This window comes from Streptomyces sp. NPDC052236 (assembly GCF_044548015.1).
Taxonomy (GTDB): domain Bacteria; phylum Actinomycetota; class Actinomycetes; order Streptomycetales; family Streptomycetaceae; genus Streptomyces.
In genome coordinates this window covers 182263-198754 of record NZ_JBIUBL010000016.1, presented here as the reverse complement: position 1 = coordinate 198754, position 16492 = coordinate 182263, and the positions used below count along the sequence as shown (strand labels likewise).

Here is a 16492-nt window from a genome sequence, read left to right as displayed (position 1 = left end):
GCAGAGTCCCGACCCCTGAGGGAAAGCCCAAGGGTGCTGCCTACGCCACCGGCGCCTTCGCCCGCAGCACCGTCAGGAACTCCCGCATCCAGGCGGAGTGATCCGGCCACGCGCGCGACGAGACCAGGGTGCCGTCGACCACGGCCTCCGCGTCCTGGAACGTGGCTCCCGCCGCCTGCATGTCCAGTTCCAGCGCGGGATACGCGGTGACCCGGCGGCCCTCCAGGCCTCCGATGGCCGCCGTCAGCAGCGGCCCGTGGCAGATCTGGGCGACCGGCTTGTCGGCGTCGAAGAAGGCCTTGAGGACCTTGCGCAGCTCCAGGTCGTTGCGCAGATACTCCGGGGCGCGTCCGCCCGGGATCACCAGTGCCACGTACTGCCCGGGGTCGACTTCCGAAAAGGCCAGGTCGGCGGGGAAGGTGTAGCCCGGCTTCTCGGTGTACGTGTCGAAGCCCGGCTCGAAGTCGTGCACGACGAACTGCAGCTTCTTGCGGGCGGGCGCCGCGATGTGGACCTCATATCCTTCCTCCCGCAGCCGCTGGTACGGGTAGAGGACTTCGAGGGACTCGGCTGCGTCGCCGGTGACGATCAAGATCTTCGCTGTCATGGCTGCTCCCCGGTGTCGGGCTGTTGACTGGCTCCCTGAACTGCTGAACTCGCTGAGCGTCCGGCGCTCCAGCGCTCCGGCGCTCCCGCGGCGATCCGTACGGTTCGTCTGATCCATCCGGATATGTAGGTACGTGTCCTTACCGACAACGTGCACCGCGGAAGGCTCTTTGCCAAGAGGGGCCTGTGTCGTTGTCCAGAACGTCAAACTTCCCGTCCCACTTTTGTACACATACGGCTCATGACGGGGCGGGGGTGCGGGGCGATAGCCTGGAGCTGTGATCAGCGCGATACGCCGTGGGGGCAGCAAAGTCCCCGGCCTGCGCCCGGAGCGCCACAGCGCCCGGGCGATCGCTGATCCCCCCGTTCCGAGTCGATTGCCTGTATTGGCCTGTTACGGCTCGGGCGGCTCTCATCGCGGCATAGCGTCGACTCCGACCGGACACCCCGCGTCGTGGCGTTGCGCCGTCTCTCCCATCTACGTCACGCAATGGCGCGGTGACAGGAGCCAGAGGACATGCAGACCAAGCTGGACGAAGCCAAGGCCGAGTTGCTCGGACGAGCCGCCCGGGTAGCTGAGCACGGCCCGGCGGGGGGCCACCTTCCGACTGGGCCGGAGCAAGGAGAACGTCCCGACCAGGACGCGCTGCTTACTTACCTCCAGCGCTACTACCTGCACACCGCCCCGGAGGACCTCGTCGACCGCGACCCGGTCGACGTATTCGGTGCGGCCGTTTCCCACTACCGCCTCGCCCTGAACCGCCCGCAGGGGACCGCCAATGTGCGGGTCCACACCCCGACCGTGGAAGAGAACGGGTGGATGTGCACCCACACCGTCGTGGAGGTCGTCACCGACGACATGCCCTTCCTGGTCGACTCGGTCACCAATGAGCTCTCCCGCCAGGGCCGCGGCATCCATCTCGTGATCCACCCGCAGGTCGTCGTCCGCCGCGATGTGACGGGCAAGCTCATCGAGGTCCTGCCGTCCTCCGCTGCGACCCGCGAAGCGACCGGCGAAGCGACCGGCGAAGCGCCCGGCCCGCCCGGCCGGGAGCTGTCGCACGACGCGCTCGTGGAGTCCTGGATCCATGTCGAGATCGACCGCGAGACCGACCGCGCCGACCTGAAGCAGATCACCGCCGACCTGCTGCGCGTCCTGTCCGACGCACGCGAGGCCGTCGAGGACTGGGAGAAGATGCGCGATCGCGCCCTGCGCATCGCCGAGGAACTGCCCAGCGAGCCGACCGCCGACGACCTGCGCGACCAGGAGGTGGAGGAGGCGCGTGAGCTGCTGCGCTGGCTCGCCGCCGACCACTTCACCTTCCTCGGCTACCGGGAGTACGAGCTCACCGACGCCGACGCGCTCGCCGCCGTCCCCGGCACCGGCCTCGGCATCCTGCGCTCCGACCCCCACCACAGCGAGGACGAGAAGCACCCGGTCAGCCCGTCCTTCAGCCGGCTGCCCGCCGACGCCCGCGCCAAGGCCCGCGAGCACAAGCTGCTCATCCTGACGAAGGCCAACAGCCGCTCCACCGTGCACCGCCCCAGCTACCTCGACTACGTGGGCGTCAAGAAGTTCGACGCCGACGGCAACGTCATCGGCGAGCGCCGCTTCCTCGGGCTCTTCTCCTCCGCCGCGTACACCGAGTCGGTCCGCCGCGTCCCGGTCATCCGTCGCAAGGTCGCCGAGGTCCTCGAAGGCGCGGGCTTCACACCGAACAGCCACGACGGCCGCGATCTACTGCAGATCCTGGAGACCTACCCCCGCGACGAGCTCTTCCAGACGCCCGTCGACCAGCTGCGGTCGATCGTCACCAGCGTGCTGTACCTCCAGGAGCGCCGCCGCCTGCGGCTCTACCTCCGCCAGGACGAGTACGGGCGTTACTACTCCGCCCTCGTCTACCTGCCGCGCGACCGCTACACCACCGGTGTACGGCTGCGCCTGATCGACATCCTCAAGGAGGAACTCGGCGGCACCAGCGTCGACTTCACGGCCTGGAACACCGAGTCGATCCTCTCCCGCCTGCACTTCGTGGTCCGCGTCCCGCCCGGCACCGAGCTGCCCGACCTCACCGACGCCGACACCGAGCGCATCGAGGGCCGGCTGGTCGAAGCCACCCGCTCCTGGGCCGACGGCTTCGGCGAGGCGCTCAACGCCGAAGTCGGCGAGGAGCGCGCCGCCGCGCTGTTGCGGCGTTACAGCAACGCCTTCCCCGAGGGCTACAAGGCCGACCACTCGCCGCGCGCCGCCGTCGCCGACCTGGTCCGCCTCGAAGAGGTCGCCCGCTCCGGCACGGACTTCGCGCTCTCCCTCTACGAGCCGGTCGGCGCCGCCCCCGGCGAGCGCCGCTTCAAGATCTACCGCGCGGGCGAGCAGGTCTCCCTCTCCGCCGTCCTGCCGGTGTTGCAGCAGCTCGGCTGCGAGGTCGTCGACGAGCGCCCGTACGAGCTGCGGCTCTCGGACCGTACGACCGCGTGGATCTACGACTTCGGTCTGCGCATGCCACGCACCAGCGGCAGCGGCAGCAGCGGCGACTATCTCGCCGATGACGCCCGCGACCGTTTCCAGGAAGCCTTCGCCGCCGTCTGGCAGGGCAAGGCGGAGAACGACGGCTTCAACGCCCTCGTCCTGGGCGCCGGTCTGGACTGGCGGCAGGCGATGGTGCTGCGCGCCTACGCCAAGTATCTGCGCCAGGCCGGTTCGACCTTCAGCCAGGACTACATGGAGGACACCCTCCGTACCAACGTCCACACCACCCGGCTGCTGATCTCCCTCTTCGAGGCGAGGATGTCGCCGACCCGCCAGCGCGCGGGCACCGAGCTGACCGACGGGCTGCTCGAAGAGCTCGACGGCGCGCTCGACCAGGTCGCGTCCCTGGACGAGGACCGGATCCTGCGCTCCTTCCTCACCGTGATCAAGGCGACCCTGCGCACCAACTTCTACCAAGGGGCGGCGGGCGGCGGTCCGCACAGCTACGTGTCGATGAAGTTCGACCCGCAGGTCATCCCGGATCTGCCCGCGCCCCGCCCCGCGTACGAGATCTGGGTCTACTCCCCGCGCGTCGAGGGTGTGCACCTGCGCTTCGGCAAGGTCGCGCGCGGCGGCCTGCGCTGGTCCGACCGGCGCGAGGACTTCCGTACGGAGATCCTGGGCCTGGTCAAGGCGCAGATGGTCAAGAACACCGTGATCGTGCCGGTCGGCGCGAAGGGCGGCTTCGTCGCCAAGCAGCTCCCGGATCCGTCCGTGGACCGGGACGCCTGGCTCACCGAGGGCATCGCCTGCTACAAGATCTTCATCTCGGCGCTCCTCGACATCACCGACAACCTGGTGGCGGGCGAGATCGTGCCGCCTGCCGACGTCGTACGTCACGACGAGGACGACACCTACCTCGTCGTCGCCGCGGACAAGGGCACCGCGTCCTTCTCCGACATCGCCAACGAGGTCGCGGTCGCGTACAACTTCTGGCTCGGGGACGCCTTCGCGTCGGGCGGCTCCGCCGGTTACGACCACAAGGGCATGGGCATCACGGCCCGTGGCGCCTGGGAGTCCGTCAAGCGCCACTTCCGCGAGCTCGGCCACGACACCCAGTCCCAGGACTTCACGGTCGTCGGCGTCGGCGACATGTCCGGCGACGTGTTCGGCAACGGCATGCTGCTCAGCGAGCACATCCGGCTCGTCGCGGCCTTCGACCACCGCCACATCTTCATCGACCCGAAGCCGGACGCGGCGGTTTCGTACGCCGAGCGACGCCGCCTGTTCGAGCTGCCCCGCTCCTCCTGGGCGGACTACGACAAGAAGCTGCTGTCGCAGGGCGGCGGCATCTTCCCCCGTACCGCCAAGTCGATCCCGGTCAACGCCCATATGCGCGCGGCCCTCGGCATCGAGGCCGGGATCGCCAAGCTGACACCCGCCGAGCTGATGAAGGCGGTCTTCAAGGCCCCGGTGGACCTGCTGTGGAACGGCGGCATCGGTACGTACGTCAAGGCATCCACCGAGACCCACGCCGATGTCGGCGACAAGGCCAACGACGCCATCCGCGTCAACGGCGAGGACCTACGGGTCAAGGTCGTCGGCGAGGGCGGCAACCTGGGGCTGACCCAGCTCGGCCGGATCGAGTTCGACCGCCACGGCGGAAAGATCAACACCGACGCCATCGACAACAGCGCGGGAGTGGACACCTCCGACCACGAGGTGAACATCAAGATCCTGCTCAACGGCCTGGTGACGGACGGCGACATGACCGTCAAGCAGCGCAACAAGCAGCTCGCCGAGATGACGGACGAGGTCGGCGCGCTGGTGCTGCGCAACAACTACGCGCAGAACATCGCGCTGTCCAACGCGGTCAAGCAGTCGCCGTCGCTGCTCCACGCCCACCAGCGCTTCATGCGGCGGCTGGAGCGGGACGGGTATCTGAACCGGGCGCTGGAGTTCCTGCCGACCGACCGGCAGATCCGCGAACTGCTCAACGCGGGTAAGGGACTCAGCCAGCCGGAGCTGGCCGTCCTGCTCGCCTACACCAAGATCACGCTCGCGAAGGATCTGATCGGGACGGGCCTGCCGGACGACCCGTATCTGCGCCGGCTGCTGCACGCGTACTTCCCCCAGCCGCTGCGCGAGAAGTTCCCCGAGGCGATCGACGGGCACGCGCTGCGCCGCGAGATCGTGACGACCGTGCTGGTCAACGACACGGTGAATACGGGCGGTTCGACCTTCCTGCACCGGCTGCGGGAGGAGACGGGCGCGTCGGTCGAGGAGATCGTACGGGCGCAGACAGCGGCCCGTGAGATCTTCGGGCTGAACGCGGTGTGGGACGCCGTCGAGGCGCTCGACAATGTCGTCCCGGCCGACATCCAGACCCGTATCCGGCTGCACTCGCGCCGCCTGGTCGAGCGCGGTACGCGGTGGCTGCTGGGCAACCGTCCGCAGCCGCTGGAGCTCGCCGAGACCATCGACTTCTTCGCCGACCGCGTGGAGGAGGTCTGGGCCGAGCTGCCGAAGATGCTGCGCGGCGCGGATCTGGAGTGGTACCAGCGCATCCTGGACGAGCTGACCGTGGAGGGCGTTCCGCAGGAGCTGGCGCTGCGGGTGGCCGGATTCTCGTCCGCCTTCCCGACGCTGGACATCGTCGCGATCGCGGACCGTACGGACAAGGAGCCGATGGCCGTCGCGGAGGTGTACTACGACCTCGGTGACCGGCTGCAGATCGCTCAGCTGATGGACCGGATCATCGAGCTGCCGCGGGCCGACCGCTGGCAGTCGATGGCCCGGGCGTCCATCCGCGAGGACCTGTACGCGGCGCACGCGGCGCTGACGGCGGACGTGCTGTCGGTGGGCGACGGCGCGTCGACGCCGGAGCAGCGGTTCAAGACGTGGGAGGAGCGGAACGCGGCGATTCTGGGGAGGGCGCGGGCGACGCTGGAGGAGATCCAGGGGTCGGACACGTTCGATCTGGCGAATCTGTCGGTGGCGATGCGGACGATGCGGCAGTTGCTGCGGGTGCACAGCTAGCCAGCTAGCCAGGGGTTACGGGGAGAAAGGGGCGTGCGGCATCCCGTGCCGCACGCCCCTCGATTATTTCTTCGGCGCGTTGAACTCTTCGTACGCCGCGACGACCTCCGCCGCGGGACCGTCCATCCGCAGCGCCCCCGCCTCCAGCCAGAGCGCGCGGTCGCAGGACTCGATGATCGTCCCGTTGCTGTGACTGACCAGGAAGACCGTCCCCGCCTCCGCCCGCAGTTCGTCGATGCGCCGCTGGCTGCGGCGGCGGAAGCGGGCGTCGCCGGTGGACAGCGCCTCATCGATCAGCAGGACGTCGTGGCTCTTCGCGGCGGCGATCGAGAAGCGCAGCCGGGCGCCCATGCCGGAGGAGTACGTACGCATCGGCAGTGAGATGAAGTCGCCCTTGTCGTTGATCCCCGAGAACTCCACGATGTCGTCGTAGCGCTCGCGGACCTGATGGCGCGTCATGCCCATCGCGAGCCCGCCGAGTACGACATTGCGCTCGCCGGTCAGATCGGCCATCAGCGCGGCGTTCACGCCGAGCAGCGCGGGCTGGCCGCGGGTGAAGACCTTGCCCCGGGAGGGCGGCAACAGGCCCGCGATCGCCTTGAGCAGGGTCGACTTGCCGGATCCGTTGGAGCCGATCAGGCCGATGGCCTCGCCCTTGTACGCGGCGAAGCTGACGCCTTTGACGGCGTGCACCTCCCGTACGCCGGGAGTCCCGGCCTTGCCGCCGCGGGCGCCGTGCACCTGGTACGTGATGTGGACGCCGTCGACGACGACGGTGGGTACGCGGGAGTCAGCCACGGCCGTACTCCTCCTCTGCTGTCCAGAAGTACAGGAATCCCCCGGCCGCGAACAGCACGCCCCAGGCGATGGCGAGGGCCCACACGTGCGGGGGGAGTTGGGCGGCGCCGTAGCTCTCGATGAGCGCGAAGCGCACGAGGTCGATGTAGACGGCGGCCGGATTGCACTGCAGCGCCAGCTTCACGACGTGCGGCAGGTCGTCATGGCTGAGGACCTTGTCGATCGACCACATCACGCCGGAGACGTACATCCAGGTGCGCAGGATGAACGGCATGAGCTGAGCGATGTCCGGGGTACGACTGGCCAGCCGCGCCATGATCATCGACAGGCCGGTGTTGAAGAGGGCCTGCAGGAGCAGTGCCGGGACGGCGAGCAGCCAGTTGACCCGGGGGAGCTCCCCGACCGCGACAAGGATCACCAGCAGCGCGGCGAGGGAGAAGAGCAGCTGCTGAAGCTGCTGGAGCGCGATGGCGATGGGCAGGCTCGCGCGGGGGAAGTGCAGGGCGCGTACGAGGCCGATGTTGCCGGAGATCGCGCGGGTGCCGGCCAGCACGGAGCTGGCGGTGAAGGTCCAGATGAAGACGCCGGTGACGAGGAACGGGATGAAGTCCGGCACGCCTTTGCTGGTGCCGAGGATCACGCCGAAGATGAAGTAGTAGACGGTCGCGTTGAGGAGCGGGTTCATGATCTGCCAGATCTGACCCATTCTGGCCTGGCTGTACTGGGCGGTCAGCCGGGCGGTGGCGAACGCGACGATGAAGTGGCGGCGGGACCAGAGCTGCCGGGTGTAGTCGCGGAGAGGGGGGCGGGCGCCGCTGACGGTGAGGCCGTGGCGGGCGGCGAGCGCGGCGAGATCGGTTTCCGGTGGCTGTGACCTCACGGTGGTCTGGCTGCTGCTCACAGTGCTCCCTTTCCGCAGGACGACTTCCACTGGACGACGGGACGGGACCGTTTCGTCGCTACGTGGAGAGTAGGGCGTCGTTACGTCGCAACGCAACCGTCTCGTCGTCACGCTATGCTCGTGCGCATGACGACCGACCCCGCCCCTGGAACCCCACGTCGCGTACCGGCCGGAGCCGCGGTGCTCCGGGAGGATGTGACCGACGCGATCCGCGCGGCCGTCTTCGAGGAGCTGGCCGCGGTCGGCTTCGCGCGGATGTCGATCGAGGGGATCGCACGGCGGGCGGGCGTCGGCAAGACGGCGGTCTACCGGCGGTGGAAGTCGAAGCTCTCGCTCGTACTGGACCTGGTCTCGGCGTTCGCGGCGCAGGGCCTGCCCGCGCCGGCGACAGGTTCGCTGTACGGCGACGTACGGGCGCTGCTCGAAGTGGCGTCGCACGCGCTGCGCCATCCGGTGGCCTCGCAGGTCATCCCGGACCTGCTGGTGGAGTCGGTGCGCCACCCGGAAATCGCGGACGCGATCAAGGCGGCGCTGCTGGACGGCCAGCAGGGGGTGGCGGCGCGGGTGGTCAGGGACGCGGTCTCCCGCGGCGAACTCCCGGAGGCGACGGACCCGGGCAGGGCGCTGGACCTGATGGTGGGACCGCTGTACTGGCGGCTCGTGGTGGTGCGGGAGGAGCTGCCGAAGGGCTACTTGGACGACCTGGCGAGGTCGGCGGTGGCGGCGCTGCGGGCGTGACCGGCCGTGAGCGTGGCGCGACCGGGTGCGGGCCGCGCCCCGGTGGGCCCTGAGGGCTGCGCGGCCCTGGCTCGGCGGACTCGGCTGTCGGGTGAGGTGGCTGCGGGTGTGCGACCGGCAGGGAGCCGCGCGTTGCGGGCCTGCGTTCGGGGGCAGGGGGCAGGGGGCAGGGGGCAGGGGGCGCGGCGAGGTACCGCGGGCCCGTGCAGGGCGGTTGCCAGTCGGCCACGGGGCATCCTGCGGCCTGGGACGGAGAGTCATCTGGCGATCAAGAAGAGCGCATGCCCGCGGTCCCCGCCGCCGCATCTGTCGCGGCCGGAGATATCACGCCCGTCATCTCGGACGCTGAGTCATATGGCTAGGAGGCCGATGAAGATCTTGAAATCTTGCCCGGGTCGCACCAGTTCGACCTGATTGACATTTACCGGCAATCCGGGGTGAATCGGGCGGCCCGAGCAAGATCTTCAGGAATCTTCTAGACGCATCGGGGAGGCGGCGGGATCTCGTAGTCCTGAAGTCCGTCCCCGCCATGTACAGAGTTCTGCCACCGAGGTCCCGCCAAAGCTCCCGTCCGACCGGGCGGCTACGGCCCCGAGGGCGCCGACCGTTTCGAGTCCTGCGTGGGCGGCTGCGTCGCGGCGTCGCTCGTCGTGGCCAGCCAGCCGCCGACGCCAGCCGCCGCGGCCAGCACCAGCGCCACCACCGTGAGCGTGATGCGGCGTTTGCGGACCGTACCGGACTTGTGACGGGCCGAGCCCGGGCGCGGTTGGCCCGGAGCGCGGGGCGCGCGGGCCGTGCCCCGCGCTCCGCCCGCGAGTTCGTCCGGGGCCGGGACGCGCATGGAGGTGTGGGTGTCGCGGTTGGAGTCCGCGGGGGCCGCGCCGGGGACCAGCGGGACCGCCCCGCGGCGGCGGGGCTCCTCCTCCGGGGTGTGGTGCGCCACATCCTCGTACGGCTCCGAGGGCGGCTCGGAATCGGGCTCGTCCACGTCCAGCGGCGGCATGCCCGCGAGCAACGGCAGCAGGTCGTGCAGACGGGCGGCCAGCTCGGAGGCGCGCAGCCGGGATGCCGGGGCCTTGGCCAGGCACTGGACCATGAGCTGCCACAGCTCGTCCGGGATGCCGGGCAGCGGGACCACGGCCTCGGTGACATGGCGGCGCAGGACCGCCCCGGGGTGGCCACCGCCGAAGGGTGTGAAGCCCGCGAGGAGCTCGTACAGCACCGTGGCGAGGGCGTAGATGTCCACGGCGGCCCGCGGCGGCAGGCCCTCGACGATCTCCGGCGCAAGATAGTCGGGCGTGCCGATGATCTTGGTCGCCTTGGTGCGGCGCGGGGTGTCGATCAGTTTCGCGACGCCGAAGTCGGTGAGCAGCGCCGGATGGGACCCGGCCGGACCGAGCGGGCCCTCCATGTCGAGGAGGATGTTCTCCGGCTTGACGTCGCGGTGGACGACCCCGGCCGCATGGGCGGCCGCGAGGGCGTCCGCGACGTCCGCGACGATCGCGGTGGCCGCCTCGGGCGCGAGACGGCGCTCACGGTCGAGGCGGGTGCGCAGGTCCGTGCCGCGTACGAGGTCCATGACGAGCGCGAGGTCGTTGCCGTCCACGACGAGGTCGCGGACGGCGACGACCCTGGGGTGGTCGAGTCCGAGCAGGGCCGTGCGCTCCTGGACGAAGCGCCCGACGAGCTCCTGGTCCGAGGCCAGGTCTTCGCGCAACAGTTTGATGGCGACGGGTCCCTCGGGTCCCTCGCCGAGCCACACCGTGCCGGCGCTGCCCCGCCCCAGGATCTGGTGGGCGGTGTAACGGCTGCCGATATTCCGTGCCAAGACTGCTCCCTCAGCGGCTGGCGTTGCCCATAAAGTACGCGGGCATCGGGGGGCTGTGTGCCCAGGATGGCGCGAACCTTCACCTCTGCGGCGTAAATCGGCCGCAGAAGTCGACAAAGCTGCATGGTCGCCGTTGTCCGGCGCCGACGGCTGACACTACTGGCCAGAGCGGCTGTCAGTTGTTGCGGGAGTCCGTTCCGGTGTCGCCATCGGTCCCGCCCGAGCCGCCGTCCGAGCTGCCGAGGTCCGAGAACCAGTCCGTGACCTTCGAAATGCCGTCACCGACCGCCTCCCAGTAGCTCTTGCCCTCCGAGATCCAGCCCTGAAGCGGGGTCAGTTCCCAGATCAGCCAGCTCGCGACGACGAGCAGGAGCACCGTGAACAGGCAGCCCTTCAGACAGCCCAGGCCGGGGATCCGCATGCGGTTGGGGCTGGGCTGACGCGGCGGCCGTGGCTGGCGGCCCGCGGGCTGCTGGGGCGGCGGAGCCTGCGGGGGCGCGTACTGCTGCTGCTGGGGCGGCGGGGCGTACTGCTGGCGCCGCGGCGGCTGAGGCTGGGGCTGAGGCGGCTGCTGGTAGCGCTGGGGCTGGGGGTACGGCTGCGGCTGCTGGGGCTGCTGCCCGTACTGCTGGTGTTGCGGGCGCTGTTGGTGCTGCGGGGGCTGCTGTTGTTGCGGCCGTTGCTGCTGGCGCTGCGGGCGGCGGCGCAGCGGATCCTCGCTCGGGTCGAGGTACTGGACCTGCGTCTGGTCGTTGCGGTCGCGGGCCGCCTGGAGCTGGGACTGCCAGGGGTGCGGGTCCTCCGGACGCGGCTCGCCCGGCGGTACGGGCGGCATGACCGAGGTCGGGTCGGCGCCGTTGGGCGGGAGCCCGGTCTGCTGCATGACGCTGGTCGCGCCGTTCGGATCGTACGAACCGGCGTTGCTCGGCAGGACCTGCGTCGGATCGGCGGCGCCCGGGTCCTGCGGCACCGCGGCGGGCGCCGGGTCGGGCCCGAGCAGCGCGGCGACCCCCAGCGCGGCGTCGATCTGGGCGGATGAGGAGTGCACGCCGACACCGGCGGCGACGGTACGCAGCGCCCGGGCGAGGTTCTCCGCGCTGGGCCTCTCGCCCGGCTCCTTGCGCAGGCAGCGCTCTATGACGGTCCACAGCGGCTCGGGCACGGTGGTGGGGCGGCGCGGCTCCTCGCTGAGGTGCCGGTGGAGCACTTCGAGAGCCGTGCCGCCCGCGAAGGGCGGCCGGCCGGTCACCAGCTCGTACAGCAGGATGCCCGCGCCGTAGATGTCGACGGCGGAGGTCTGCGGACGGCCCTCGGCGGACTCCGGCGCCACATACGCGGGCGTGCCGACGAACTCATGCGTACGGGTCAGTCCCGGCGAGTCCGCGAGGCGCGCGATGCCGAAGTCGGTCAGCATCGGGTGCATCTGGCCGTCTGCTTCGGTCTTGAGCAGTACGTTCGCGGGCTTGAGGTCGCGGTGGACGACACCGTCCGCGTGGCTGGCGGCCAGCGCGTCCGCGATCTGCGCGGTCATCAGGGCGGCGGCGACCGGGGTGAACGGGCCGTTGTCGCGCAGATAGCGGTGCAGGTCCGGCCCGTCGATCAGGTCCATGACCAGGGCGAGCAGATCGCCCTCCACGACCAGGTCGCGGGTGCGCACGATGTTCGGGTGGGTGAGGCGGAGCAGGACGGAGCGCTCGCGCAGGAAGCGCATCACCACGTCCGGGTCGTTCGCCAGCTCTTCCTTGAGAACCTTGATCGCTACGGTCTCGCCGGGCTGGCCCGCGACGGCCGCCTCGGCGCCGGCGGTCTCGCGCTGACTCGCTCGCCAGACGGTGCCCGTGGCGCCGCGCCCGAGGGGCTCCTCGAGGAGGTACTTGCTGCCTACAGGCCGCACGTCATGCGCTCCCTGCTGATCGTGGTCCTTGCGTGTGGTCCCGGATCACTGTTGCCCTGCCCGGGTGTCCGACCCACTTTAGTGCCGCCGAATGGACCACTGGCCGGTCGCAACAGAGAGGTGTTCAGAACAGAGACGCGAGCGTCGTACGGATGGTTGCTGCCGTGACTGCTGCCGGCCGAGCGTGCCGTACGCCTCAGAGAGGCTCCGGACAGGATCGCAACCAGGCATTTTTACGTCCAGAGCCGACCAATCAAGATCACTTAAGGGTGATCCCCGGGCGTGTTGTCAGTGGCAGGTGCGAGGATGCCCCCAGCACGAAGTCGTGGGTACGGGGGACCCGGGGCACGTGCCGACCTGCCGGGTGGGGGCGATCACAGGGCGGCTCCCCCACCGGGCACTCCGCGCAGAAGGGATTGCTGACGGCGATGCAGATCCGGCTGACCGTTCTCGCGCCGCGCGGCGGGCAATCCGCGGCGTCGTCCGTGGCCTCGGGACACTCCTCACACTCCTCGGCGCATGCCTCCGCGGGACGCGCGTGCGACGTACTGATCACCGCGCCTGCCGGGACGGCCCTGGCGGCGGTGGCCTCCGGCCTGGCGACGGCTGTCTCCGGCCCCGACGCCTCGGGCGCGGTCGTGCTGTACGCGGGCCGCGAGCGGCTAGACGCGCAGTCCCGGACGCTGGGCGAGCCGCCGCTGGTGGACGGCGCGGTGCTCTCCCTCCAGGTCCCGAGCGCCGACGAGTCCCCCAGGAGTGACGCCTGCGCACAGCTCCAGGTGGTCGCCGGTCCCGACGCGGGCGGGGTGCATCTGCTGCAAGGCGGCCGGATCACGATCGGCCGCTCCGCCGACGCGGACGTACCGCTGGACGACCCGGACGTATCGCGGCTGCACTGCGCGGTCACGGTCGGGGACGACGGCGCTGTCACGGTCGAGGACCTCGGCTCGACGAACGGCACGACGCTGGACGGCACGGTCGTTCGCGCGCGCCAGATGAACCTGCCTGCGGGCGCGCTGCTGCGGCTGGGCGAGTCGACGCTCCGCGTCGCCCCGGGCGAGAACCCGCCCGCGCTGGCGACGGCCCCGGACGGCGAGGGGCACCTGCGGGTGACCCGGCCGGCGGACTCCGCGTCGCAGGAACCGGGCGGGGCGGCTCCTGGTGCCCACGGGCCGGGGAGCGTGTCCGAACCCGGCGGTACGCGCTCCCGGCTGTCCAGCCCGGGAGGGGCGGGCCCCGGCGGGTACGACACGGACGGCTTCGGCTCTGGCGCGTACGGTCCGGACAGGTCGCGTTCCGATGGGTACGGGGGCGGCGGGTCGGCTGCTGCCGACGAGTCGGCCCACGGTCCGTACGGCCCGGCAAGCGGGCCCGGTTCCCACGGTTCCGGCCGGTACGGCTCAGCGGGCGCTCCCGCTCCCGATCCCGGCGCGGCTCATGCCGACCGGACAGCCCACGGCACGTACGGCCCGACAGACAGGTCCGGCACGGCAGACAGGTCCGGATCTCACAGTTCCCGGCCGAGCGGGTCCGCCACGGGCGGGCACGGCTTGATGGGTGGCGGGCACGGCGAGGAGGAGTCCGATCCCGGCGGGTACGGCTCGGCGGGCGCACCCGCTCCCGGCGCGGTTCGTCGCGGTTCGGGTTCGGGCATATCCGGCCCTGGCGGTTACGGCTCGGCGGGCAGGCCACGTCCCGGCGGTTCGGGCCCCGGCGCCAACGAAACGGATGGATCGGGTCCTGACCCGTACGGACCGGGCCTGAGCGCGGCCGGTGGAGACGCGTCGGCTCACGGCGCGTACAGCCAGGGGCGGGGCGCAGACAGCCAGGCAGAAAAGCCCCGTCCCGGCGGTTCCGGCACCGGCACCGGCTCCGCGCCCGACGGGGCGACGTCCCACGCATACGGCCCGGCGGACGGCATCCATCCCCGAGTGCCCTCCCAGTACGTACCCACCGCCCCGACACACGCCGGTCTCGGCGATGCCGCGACCCTCAACACGTACGGCACCCCCGCGCGCGGCACGCAGCTGCCCAGCAGCGTCACCCGGCGGCGCGGCATAGGAGCCTGGGCGCGGCGGCTCGCCGGCGTCCGGGAGGAGCAGGTCGCCGAGGTCGCGCCTCGGCCGGGGCCGCAGGTCGCCGCCGCGCCGCTCGTCGACAGCTGGCCCGACCCCGCCGCCGTACTGCTCACCGCGCTCGGCCCCGGGCCCCGGCTCTGGGAGCGGGGGCCTCGCCATCCCGAGTCCCTCGTCCTCCGCCTCGGCACCGCCGACCGGGCCGAGCTGCCCTCCGTGCCGGTGACCGTGGGGCTGCGCGAGGCCGGTTCGCTCGGGCTCGCCGGGCCCAGCCCACGGCTGGCCGGTCTGGCCAGATCCGCCGTGGCGCAGCTCGCCGCGCTGCACTCGCCCGTGGACCTGGAGTTCGTACTGATCTCCACGGACCGCTCGCGGAGCCTGGAGGAGCGCATAAGTGAATGGGCCTGGCTCGGCTGGCTGCCCCATCTGCGCCCCGCGCACGGCCAGGACTGCCGGCTGCTCGTGGCGTACGACCGGGACCAGGCCACTGCCCGCACCGCCGAGCTGACCCGCAGGCTGGACGACGGGCCGCTTGGCCCCAGCTGGCCCAGCGCCGACCGCCGGGCCGTCGCCGAGGCCGCCGCGGCGTACGAGGGCGCGCGTACCGTCGTCATCGTCGACGGCGACCCCGGATCGGCCGCGCTGCGCGAGGCCACCGCCCGGCTGGCCGGTGTCGGAGCCGCCGCCGGGATCCATCTGATCTGTCTGGCCGAGACCCAGGCCGCCTCGCCCCTCTCCCCGGTCGCGGCGACGTACGAGAGCGCGTGCGCGGCCTCGCTCGCCTTCCGCGAGTGCGGGGCGGTCGCCCTGCTCAGCGGCGATGTGGCGACCGCGCTGCGGCTGCTGCGTACGGCCGGCGGGCAGCCCGCAGGGCATGGCACGGTGGCCGCGGTGGACGCGGTGTCGGCGGCCTGGGCGGAGCGTTTCGGGCGCGCGCTGGCGCCGCTGCGCGCCGAGGGGACGGGCGCGCACCACGGCCGGGCCGTGGCGCTGCCCCGGTCCGCGCGGCTGCTGGACGAGTTGGGTCTCGCCCGTGCGACGCCCGCCTCCCTGATGGCGCGCTGGGCCTCCGCGAGCGATGGCACGCTGGTGCTGGGCGCGGGTCCGCGCGGCTCGCTGGCCGTGGACCTGACCGAGGAGGGCCCGCATCTGCTGATCGAGGGCCCGGTGGGCAGCGGCCGTACCGAGCTGCTGCGCGCCGTCGCGGCCTCCCTGGCCGCCGCGGGACGCCCGGACCGGCTCGGTCTGCTGCTGGTCGACGGCGCGGGCGGCGAACGCGGTGAAGGACTGGCCGCCTGTACGGAACTGCCGCATGTCACCGAGCACTTGGTGGCATCGGACCCGGTGCGGATGCGGGCGTTCGCCCAAGCCCTGGGGGCGGAGCTGAAGCGGCGCTCCGAGCTGCTGGGCAGTGTGGGCTTCGCCGAGTGGCACACGCAGCGGGAGGTGGCAGACCGGATGGTCGGCCAGCGTGCGCCCGGTGCGGCACCGGAATCGGGCCGCCATCCTTCCGGCGCCGCCGAGCAGCGCGGCGACCTCGACTCTGCCTCCTCCGGCACGCTTCGGCTGCGCGCCGGAGGCCGTACGAAGGTGCAGGGGCCCGCCCCGCTTCCTCGCCTCGTCGTGCTGGTGGACGACTTCGACGCGCTGGTCGCTCCGGCGCTCGGCAGCCCCGGGCGGCCCGCGGCCGGTTCCGTCGTCCGCGCTCTGGAGGCCGTGGCGAGGGACGGCGACAGGCTCGGCGTACATCTGGTGGCGACCTCCGCGCGCCCCGACCGTACGGCCGACACTGAACTGGCCCATGGCGCGCGGCTGCGGGTCGTGCTGGATGTGCCGCCCGCCTCACCCGGACCGGACGACCCCGCTCCGGGGCGGGGCAGGCTCGGCCATCCGGATGGCAGGGTGACCCCGTTCCAGAGCGGCCGGGTGACGGGACGCATACCTCGTACGGCGACCTCACGGCCCACTGTGGTGGTGCTGGAGTGGGACCGGATGGGCGACCCGCCGACCCGCAGGCCCGTTCGGGAACTGGGCAACGGGCCGACGGATCTGGCGCTGCTGGCCAGCGCCCTGGAGCGAGCCGCGCGGTCGGTGGACGCCGCTCCGGTTCCGCCGCTGACTCCGGCTCACCCCTGAGGCAACT

Annotated in this window: 8 protein-coding genes; 3 read left to right on the top strand and 5 right to left on the bottom strand. The window is 71.5% G+C overall.

All coding sequences use genetic code 11. From position 1 onward, the window contains the following. Positions 1–40: 40 nt before the first annotated feature. A complete protein-coding gene (locus ACIHCQ_RS25985) occupies positions 41–607 on the bottom strand; it encodes a DJ-1/PfpI family protein (protein WP_399666838.1) in 567 nt (188 codons plus the stop codon). 516 nt (positions 608–1123) lie between these two features. Here ACIHCQ_RS25985 and ACIHCQ_RS25980 point away from each other — a divergent pair. After that, positions 1124–6115 (top strand): NAD-glutamate dehydrogenase, encoded by a 4992-nt coding sequence (locus ACIHCQ_RS25980; protein WP_399666835.1) that lies wholly within the window; start codon positions 1124–1126, stop codon positions 6113–6115. A 63-nt stretch (positions 6116–6178) separates the two neighbouring features. On the opposite strand, the gene ACIHCQ_RS25975 is transcribed toward ACIHCQ_RS25980, so the two are convergent. Both ACIHCQ_RS25975 and ACIHCQ_RS25970 read right to left on the bottom strand, forming a co-directional pair. Next, on the bottom strand, positions 6179–6913 hold the full coding sequence (locus tag ACIHCQ_RS25975; RefSeq protein ID WP_399666832.1) for an ABC transporter ATP-binding protein: 735 nt from the start codon (positions 6911–6913) through the stop codon (positions 6179–6181). Continuing rightward, positions 6906–7814 carry an ABC transporter permease gene (locus tag ACIHCQ_RS25970; RefSeq protein WP_399666830.1) on the bottom strand — a complete coding sequence of 303 codons (909 nt, stop codon included), beginning with the start codon at positions 7812–7814 and terminating at the stop codon, positions 6906–6908. Before ACIHCQ_RS25970 ends, ACIHCQ_RS25975 begins: the two co-directional genes overlap by 8 nt. 114 nt (positions 7815–7928) lie before the next feature. Here ACIHCQ_RS25970 and ACIHCQ_RS25965 point away from each other — a divergent pair, with 114 nt between their 5' ends. Continuing rightward, complete coding sequence (locus ACIHCQ_RS25965) at positions 7929–8552, top strand: TetR/AcrR family transcriptional regulator (RefSeq protein ID WP_399666827.1); 624 nt, start codon at positions 7929–7931, stop codon at positions 8550–8552. 583 nt (positions 8553–9135) lie between these two features. Here the strand turns inward: ACIHCQ_RS25965 and ACIHCQ_RS25960 are convergent. Then, positions 9136–10380, bottom strand: a complete 1245-nt coding sequence (locus ACIHCQ_RS25960) for a serine/threonine-protein kinase (protein WP_399666824.1) — start codon at positions 10378–10380, stop codon at positions 9136–9138. A gap of 175 nt (positions 10381–10555) precedes the next feature. After that, on the bottom strand, positions 10556–12274 hold the full coding sequence (locus tag ACIHCQ_RS25955; RefSeq protein WP_399666821.1) for a serine/threonine-protein kinase: 1719 nt from the start codon (positions 12272–12274) through the stop codon (positions 10556–10558). A gap of 428 nt (positions 12275–12702) precedes the next feature. Between ACIHCQ_RS25955 and ACIHCQ_RS25950 the strand changes: the two genes are divergently transcribed. Further along, the gene (locus ACIHCQ_RS25950; RefSeq protein WP_399666818.1) at positions 12703–16485 is read left to right on the top strand and encodes an FHA domain-containing protein; all 3783 of its coding nucleotides are present in this window, start codon (positions 12703–12705) and stop codon (positions 16483–16485) included. Positions 16486–16492 lie beyond the last annotated feature (7 nt).

Bases quoted from the DNA above. Each gene is read 5' to 3' on its own strand.
- ACIHCQ_RS25980 (WP_399666835.1), top strand. From the start codon at position 1,124: ATGCAGACCAAGCTGGACGAAGCCAAGGCCGAGTTGCTCGGACGAGCC.
- ACIHCQ_RS25985 (WP_399666838.1), bottom strand. From the start codon at position 607: ATGACAGCGAAGATCTTGATCGTCACCGGCGACGCAGCCGAGTCCCTC.
- ACIHCQ_RS25950 (WP_399666818.1), top strand. From the start codon at position 12,703: ATGCAGATCCGGCTGACCGTTCTCGCGCCGCGCGGCGGGCAATCCGCG.
- ACIHCQ_RS25965 (WP_399666827.1), top strand. From the start codon at position 7,929: ATGCTCGTGCGCATGACGACCGACCCCGCCCCTGGAACCCCACGTCGC.